Origin of the sequence: Noviherbaspirillum denitrificans (assembly GCF_002211445.1) — a bacterium.
Classification (GTDB): Bacteria; Pseudomonadota; Gammaproteobacteria; order Burkholderiales; family Burkholderiaceae_D; genus Noviherbaspirillum; species Noviherbaspirillum denitrificans.
Map to the genome: position 1 here is coordinate 2,627,770 of NZ_LSTO01000001.1, position 7,596 is coordinate 2,635,365.

Here is a 7,596-nt window from a genome sequence, read left to right on the forward strand (position 1 = left end):
GCCGTGTGTTCATGGATGCACCAGCGGTCCGGGTTGTTTCAGGTACTGGCGAACGATGGCATCGGCGGCCCAGTAAGCCAGTGCGCCGACCGTATCGGTCGGGTTGTATGACGCGTTCTGCGGGAAATTTGAGGCACCGATCACGAACACATTGGGCACATCCCAGCTCTGCAGATAGCGGTTGACCACGCTGGTGGAAGGATCGGCTCCCATGATCGTCCCGCCGGTATTGTGGGTGGTCTGGTATTGCGTGATCGTATAGGGCGGCTTGCGCGGCCCGCCGTCCACCCGCTGCCCGCCCATGGCGCGGCCGATGTCCATCGCCTTCCCGGTGACGAAGGCCGACATCCTGATGTCGTTGTCCGGGAATTCAAATGTCATGCGCAACAGCGGCAATCCCCACGCGTCGCGATAGGTCGGATCGAGGTCGAGGTAATTCTGGCGCGTCGCCACCGAGCTGCCGTGGACATTGAGCACCGCGGTATGGTTGTAATGCCGCACCACCGCCTTCTTCCACTCCGCGCCCCACGCCGGCGTGCCGACCGGTGTCGGATGGAATTCGATCGGCCTGCCGTTCGTCATGATCTCGCCGATGTAGGCGCCGCCGACGAAGCCGTGCGGACCATGGTCGAAATTGTCGCTGACGAAATCGGCGATGACCGTTCCGTTTGCGCCCGAACGCATGAAGGGATTGATGTTGGTTTTCTCGTCGTAGAACACCTCCACCGCGCTCGTGGTCTGGTAGGCATAGTTGCGTCCGACCGTGCCCTTGCCGGTCTGCGGGTCGTAGGGCGTGCCGATCTTCGACAGCAACAGCAACCGCACATTGTTCAGGGCGAAAGCGCCGACGATCACCAGCCGCGCCGGCTGCACGAATTCGCGCCCGCTGGCGTCCACATAGGTGACGCCGGTCGCGCGCTTGCCGGTGTTGTCGAGGTTGATGCGCAATACCTGCGTATTTGTACGCAATGTGAAATTCTTGTCCTTGAGCAGGACTGGCAGCAGCACCGTCTGCGGCGAAGCCTTGGCGTAATGCTCGCAACCGTAGCGCTCGCAGAATCCGCAGAACATGCACGCATTCATCGTCATGCCTTCCGGATTGGTGTACGGCTGGCTGAGATTGGACGAAGGCTGCGGGAAAGGATGGTAGCCGAGCTTGTCGGCGGCCTTGCGGAACAGCGCCGAGCCGTACGGCTCCTTCATCGGCGGCGTCGGGTAGTCGCGCGAACGCGGGTCCTCGAACACATTGCCGCCTGCAATCTTCTGGCCTTTCAGGTTGCCGGCCTTGCCGCTGACGCCGAGCAGGTATTCGAAGCGATCGAAATAGGGCTCCAGCTCGGCACCGCCCACATCCCAATCCTGTATCGTGACGTCATCCGGGAGGAAGTTCTTCCCATAGCGCTCCTGCGTACGGCTGCGCATCCTGAAATCGGAGTCCTGGAAACGGTAAGTCTGTCCGTTCCAGTGCACGGCCGCACCGCCCAGGCCTGTTCCCGGCAAGAAGCTGGCCCAGCGCCGGATGGGCAATGCCGTTTCCTTGCTGGTGTTGCGGAAGGTGAGGGTTTCCCGGGTGTTGTCCTGCATCAGCGCCTTGCGGATCGAGTAGCGCAATTCGTCGTGCATCGCCGGCCCCTGGAAATCGGGCACTGTGAAACGCGGCTCGCCCCGCTCCAGTCCTACCACTTTCAGGCCCGCACGCGTCAGTTCGCGTCCGAGGATCGTGCCCACCAGCCCGACCCCAAGGAGGACGGCATCGGTTTCGGGCAATTGCGTGACCATGTTCATTTTCCTTTTTTGACGGGCGGTGCATGCTGGCCGGCAGGGATGTCGGGATGGATATGAATGACGCCGCGGCCGGTCTCGGACAGGCTCATGGGCGCGCGCGTGAACTGCATGCCATGCTGGTCCACCGTGTGGTAGTAATTCGCATACGCGCCGGGGAAGCCGATCATTCTCCAGGACACCATGTCCTTGTTGCCGCCATAAACCGGATCGCTAAAAAAGCCTTCGATCGTCATGGAAAGCAGCGACTCGAAGAACACCTTGGACGGTACGCCGTCCAGTTCGAGCTTTCCGGTTTCCAGGGACTTGAGGTAAGCATCCTGTTCCTGTGCGGCGAGCTTGCCGAACGGCTGGCTGCCTCGCTGCCGGAAATCATCACGGATGCCGCGCAGTGCATGGCGAAACAATTCGGCGGGCGTAAACGGGAGTTGGTATCCCTGGGTCGGCGCACCCTCGTGCCACGGGCCGCTCCGATACAGGCGTTCGCCGGCACCCCACGCACCGCTGAGCTGCTTGTCGATGAATGAAGGGACGCCTGCCTCCAGTGCGCCCGGTCCGTTTTCATCGGCGGGAATCAGGCGTTCCACCGCGGCTTCGATGAAAGCCGCTTCTTCAGGATTGAAGAAGACATAGACGGGCGGCGCCGCTGCCGCACTTGCATCCCTCATCGCATGCGTGCTGGCAGCAGTCGCCGCGGCCGCCGCACCGGCCATCCTCAGGAAGGACCTGCGTGAGATTTTTTCCATGGCTGTGCTCGCTCTTGAAGAAGAGGTCCGGGATCACCGTACTTTTGCTAGGACTTCGGAGTCGCGGCAAAATATCCACAGGCGCGGCGCGAAATCCATACGGAAGATGGAGGGACGGCATGGAAACGTGACGGCCGGTGCATCCGCTCCACTGACAACCATTCCCCGTGACACCTTTGATGCATGTGCTTCCCACGAAAATCATTCCGCGCGCATAATCGATGCGTGCTGTATATCGGCAGGATGAATTCGCATATCTGCCGCTCCATATACTGCCGCCACACCGGCGATTTACTATCGAGCATCAACAACCCGACCTGACTCAGGGTGAAGCGTGACTGATCCCTCTACAAACCACCCGAACCAACAAGAAATGACGATCACCCTGCAGCAGCTCAATGCATGCGACGCCACCGAATTCGTGCGTATCCTGTCCGGCATCTACGAACATTCGCCCTGGATCCCGGAACGCGCGGCGGCCAAGCGACCGTTTGCCAACCTGACCGCCCTCAAGCAGGCCCTGCAGGCGGAGGTCGATCATGCAACCGAAGAAGAACAGCTCGGCCTGATTCGCGCCCACCCCGAGCTTGCAGGCAAGGCCGCGATCGCCGGCCAGCTGACAAAGGAATCGACGGGCGAACAGGCCAAGGCCGGCCTCAACAATTGCAGCCCGGAGGAATTCGCCACGCTGCAGAAACTGAACGCGGACTACAACGCCAAGTTCGGCTTCCCCTTCATCGTCGCGGTGAAGGGCCCGACCGGCAAGGGTTTCACCCGCCAGCAGATCATCGCCACCTTCACCCGCCGCCTGAAGAACTGCCGCGCCGACGAACTGGTGGAAGACCTGCGCCAGATCCACCGCATCGCCGAACTGCGCCTGAACGACCTGTTCGGCTATACACCCGCACTCGGCAACACCATCATGGAATGGGCCGAAACCATCGGCGCCTGGAGCGACGACGACGACGGCCTGACCTGCGCCTACATGACAATGGCCCACCGCAAGACGGCGGTGCAGCTGGCCACCTGGATGCGCGAAGCCGGCATGGAGGTGCATATCGATGCGGTCGGCAACGTGGTCGGCCGTTACCTGTCCGACCGGCCGGATGCAAAGACACTGATGACCGGCTCACACTACGACACCGTGTGCAACGGCGGCAAGTACGACGGCCGCGAAGGCATCCTGCTGCCGATCGCTGTCGTGAAGCACCTGCACGCGCGCGGTGAGAAGCTGCCCTTCCACCTCGAGATCGTCGGCTTCTCGGAGGAAGAAGGCGTGCGCTACAAGAGCACCTTCCTCGGCAGCAATGCGATTGCCGGGCGCTTCGACATGAAGCTGCTCGACAAGCTGGATGCCGACGGCATCTCCATGCGCGCTGCACTGCTGGATGCAGGTCACAACCCGGACGAGATCCCGCGCATTGCACGCCGTCCCGAAGACCTGCTCGGTTTCGTCGAAGTGCATATCGAACAGGGTCCGGTGCTGCTCGAACGCGGACTGCCGGCCGGCATCGTCACCTCCATCGCCGGCAGCTGCCGCTACCTGGTGGAGCTCACCGGTGTCGCCAGCCATGCGGGAACGACGCCGATGCACATGCGCAAGGACGCGGCAGCCGCAGCGGCCGAAATCATCCTGTTCGTCGAGCAGCGCTGCGCGCAGGCGCCGTCGCTGGTCGGCACCGTCGGCCAGCTCAACGTGCCGCACGGTTCGGTGAACGTCGTTCCCGGCGCCTGCAAGCTGTCGCTCGACATCCGCGCCGCCGACGACGCCACCCGCGATGCCGCACGCGACGACATCCTGCGCGAGATCGAAGCCATCTGCGCTCGCCGCAACATCGAATTCCGTATCGACCTGCTGGTCAGCGCCCCTGCCGTACCCTGCGCGCCGTGGCTGATGGAACAGCTCGCTGCAGCGACCGAACGCGCCGGCATCGCGCCCTTCCGCCTGACCTCCGGCGCCGGCCATGATGCGATGGCGATCGCCGCGGTCACCGACGTCGCGATGCTGTTCACACGCTGCGGCAACGGCGGCATCAGCCATAATCCGCTGGAAACGATGACGGCGGACGACGCAGAAATCTCGGCACAAATCTTCCTCGACTTCCTGCGGAACTTCAAAGTCAAGTAGGGTGGGTAGAGCGAAGCGAAACCCATCACAAAACGGCCGCCCATGACAAAGACCCTCCTCATCCGCAACGCCCGCGTCCTCGTCACCATGGACGGCACACGCCGCGAGATCGCCGACGGCGCCGTCTTCGTGCGCGGCAACGTGATCGAACAGGTCGGCCCCACCGCCGACCTGCCAGCTGAAGCAGATGAGGTCATCGACGCCCGCCACCACGTCGTGCTGCCGGGCCTGGTCAACACCCACCACCACATGTTCCAGAGCCTGACGCGCGCCGTCCCCGCGGCGCAGGACGGCGAGCTGTTCAACTGGCTGCAGAATCTCTACCCGATCTGGTCGCGCCTGACTCCCGACATGCTGCGTGCCGCGACGATGACCGCGATGTCGGAACTGATGCTGTCCGGCTGCACCACCACCAGCGACCACCTCTACCTGTATCCCAACGGCTGCCGCCTGGAAGACAGCATCGAAGCCGCGCAACGCATCGGCATGCGCTTCCATGCGGCGCGCGGGTCCATGAGCTTGGGCGAATCGCAGGGCGGCCTGCCGCCGGACATGTTGGTTGAGGATGAAGCAGCAATCCTGAAGGACACGCAGCGCCTCATCGAAACATGGCACGATCCGTCGCGCCACGCGATGCTGCGCGTGGTGGCCGCGCCCTGCTCCCCATTCTCGGTGTCGCGCGACCTCATGCGCGAATCCGCCGCGCTCGCCCGCCACTACGGCGTCTCGCTGCACACCCACCTGGCCGAGAGCAAGACCGACATCGATTACAGCCGCGAGCAATTCAACATGACGCCCGCGCAGTACGCCGAGGATTGCGGCTGGATCGGCCATGACGTATGGCACGCGCACTGCGTGCAGCTGGACGAACATGGCATCGCCCTGTTTGCCCGCTCGCATACCGGCGTTGCACACTGCCCCTGTTCCAACATGCGGCTGGCATCCGGCATTGCCCCGGTGCGCCGCATGCTCGACGCCGGCGTGCCAGTCGGCCTCGGCGTCGACGGCTCCGCCTCCAACGATTCCGGCCACATGCTGGGCGAGGCGCGGCAGGCGATGCTGCTGCAGCGCGTCGGCTTCGGACCGGATGCGATGACCGCACGCCAGGCATTGGAGCTGGCGACGCTCGGCGGTGCCAAGGTACTCAACCGTGACGACATCGGCGCGCTGGCGCCCGGCATGTCGGCGGACATCGTGATGTTCGACCTGCGCCAGATCGGATTCGCGGGCGCGCTGCACGACCCGGTCGCGGCGCTTGTGTTCTGCACACCGGCGAATGTCGCCACCAGCATCATCAATGGCCGCGTGGTCGTCCGCGACGGCCGCTGCACCACGGTTGAGACAGGGCTCGTCATCGAAGAGCATCAACGCCACGCGGCGAAGATCATGGGCAACTGATTCAAACGCGCGGCAGCCGGGTTGCGACGGCTGCCACCGCGCATTCCATTCGCAACGCCACCGATCCAGGACAAACAGAAGCGCCTCCCATGCGCCACGGGCGGGCTCGCGCCCGCGCGCCGGTCGGTGATCCACAAGAACCAGAGGAGGAGCAGATGAAAAAAGTATCCAACATGAATGTCGGGTCGCGGCTTGCGCTGGGCTTCGGCATCCTGATCGCCATCCTGATCGCGATCACCATCCTGGGAAAGACCCAGGTCGACAAGCTCAACGGCAGCATCGGCCTGATGGTCGATGACCGCTATCCGAAGACGGTGCTGGGCAACGTGATCCAGATCGAAGTCAACAAGACCGGCCTCAACCTGCGCGACCTGCTCCTGGTCTCCGACGAAGCCAGGATCGCCAAGCTGCTGTCCGCCATTACCGAGTCCGACCGCATCATCGACGACAGTTTCGGCAAGCTCGCGCGCAGCGTCGCCGACGAGGAAGGCAGGCGCCACCTGCAAGCTGCGACCGATGCCCGCAATGCCTACCTCCCCGCGCGTGACCAGGTGCTGGCGCTGTTCCGTGCCGGGCAGAAGGAGCAGGCGCGCGAGGTGCTTCTGTCCGCATTCCAGAAGCCGCAGGTCGATTACTTCATCGCGCTGGACGCGATGATCGCCTACCACGGCGGCCTGATGGACAAGGCAGGCAAGGATGCGACCGATGACTCCGACCGGGCCGGCCTGCTGCTCAACATCCTTGCCGCAATCGCGGTCGTGCTGTCCGTGCTGGTCGGTGTGCGCGTCACCCGCAGCGTGACACGGCCCCTCTCCGATGCGGTGGCGGTTGCGGGCCGCATCGCCCAGGGCGACCTCAGCCAGAAGATCGAGGTGTGGACCACCAATGAAACCGGCAAGCTGTTCGCTGCGCTGAAGGACATGAACGACAGCCTCGCGAAGACGGTCGGCCAGGTGCGCGCAGGCAGCGAAACCATCGATGTCGCGTCACGCGAAATCGCCGCCGGCAATGCCGACCTGTCCGCGCGTACCGAGACGCAGGCCAGCTCGCTGCAGGAAACCGCATCCTCCATCGAGGAACTGACGCAGACCGTGAAACAGAACGCGGACAACGCCCGCCAGGCCAACCAGCTGGTGGTGTCCGCATCGGACTTCGCGCTCAAGGGCGGCGAAGTCGTCAGTCAGGTGGTCGGCACGATGGGCTCGATCAAGGAAAGCTCGCGCAAGGTCGTCGACATCATCGGCGTCATCGACGGCATTGCGTTCCAGACCAATATCCTCGCGTTGAACGCCGCGGTCGAAGCGGCACGCGCGGGCGAACAGGGACGCGGGTTTGCCGTGGTTGCGGCGGAAGTGCGCAGCCTTGCGCAGCGCTCGGCGACGGCGGCGCGGGAAATCAAGGAACTCATCCATGACGCGGTGGACAAGATCGATGCCGGCGGCAGGCTGGTCGACGAAGCTGGTACGACGATGGAGCGGATTGTGGCCTCTGTGCGGCAGGTGGCGGAGATCATGGGGGAGATCACCACGGCCAGCGAGGAGC

5 protein-coding genes are annotated in these 7,596 nt (G+C 63.7%); 3 read left to right on the plus strand and 2 right to left on the minus strand.

All coding sequences use genetic code 11. The features are described 5' to 3' along the window. Positions 1–9: 9 nt before the first annotated feature. Both AYR66_RS12820 and AYR66_RS12825 read right to left on the minus strand, forming a co-directional pair. Entirely contained in the window at positions 10–1,779 is a 1,770-nt protein-coding gene (locus tag AYR66_RS12820) for a GMC family oxidoreductase (protein WP_088707792.1), read from the minus strand. 2 nt (positions 1,780–1,781) lie between these two features. Next, on the minus strand, positions 1,782–2,528 hold the full coding sequence (locus AYR66_RS12825; RefSeq protein WP_234814892.1) for a gluconate 2-dehydrogenase subunit 3 family protein: 747 nt from the start codon (positions 2,526–2,528) through the stop codon (positions 1,782–1,784). 373 nt (positions 2,529–2,901) lie between these two features. Between AYR66_RS12825 and AYR66_RS12830 the strand changes: the two genes are divergently transcribed. The 3 genes from AYR66_RS12830 to AYR66_RS30405 form a co-directional block, all read left to right on the plus strand. After that, positions 2,902–4,656, plus strand: coding sequence for an allantoate amidohydrolase (locus AYR66_RS12830; RefSeq protein WP_088707794.1), 1,755 nt, complete (start codon positions 2,902–2,904; stop codon positions 4,654–4,656). 42 nt (positions 4,657–4,698) lie between these two features. Beyond that, a complete protein-coding gene (locus AYR66_RS12835) occupies positions 4,699–6,054 on the plus strand; it encodes an 8-oxoguanine deaminase (protein WP_088707795.1) in 1,356 nt (451 codons plus the stop codon). Between the two features lie 155 nt (positions 6,055–6,209). Further along, positions 6,210–7,596, plus strand: a 1,387-nt coding sequence (locus AYR66_RS30405) for a methyl-accepting chemotaxis protein (RefSeq protein ID WP_206047161.1), incomplete at its 3' end; no start/stop codon positions are given.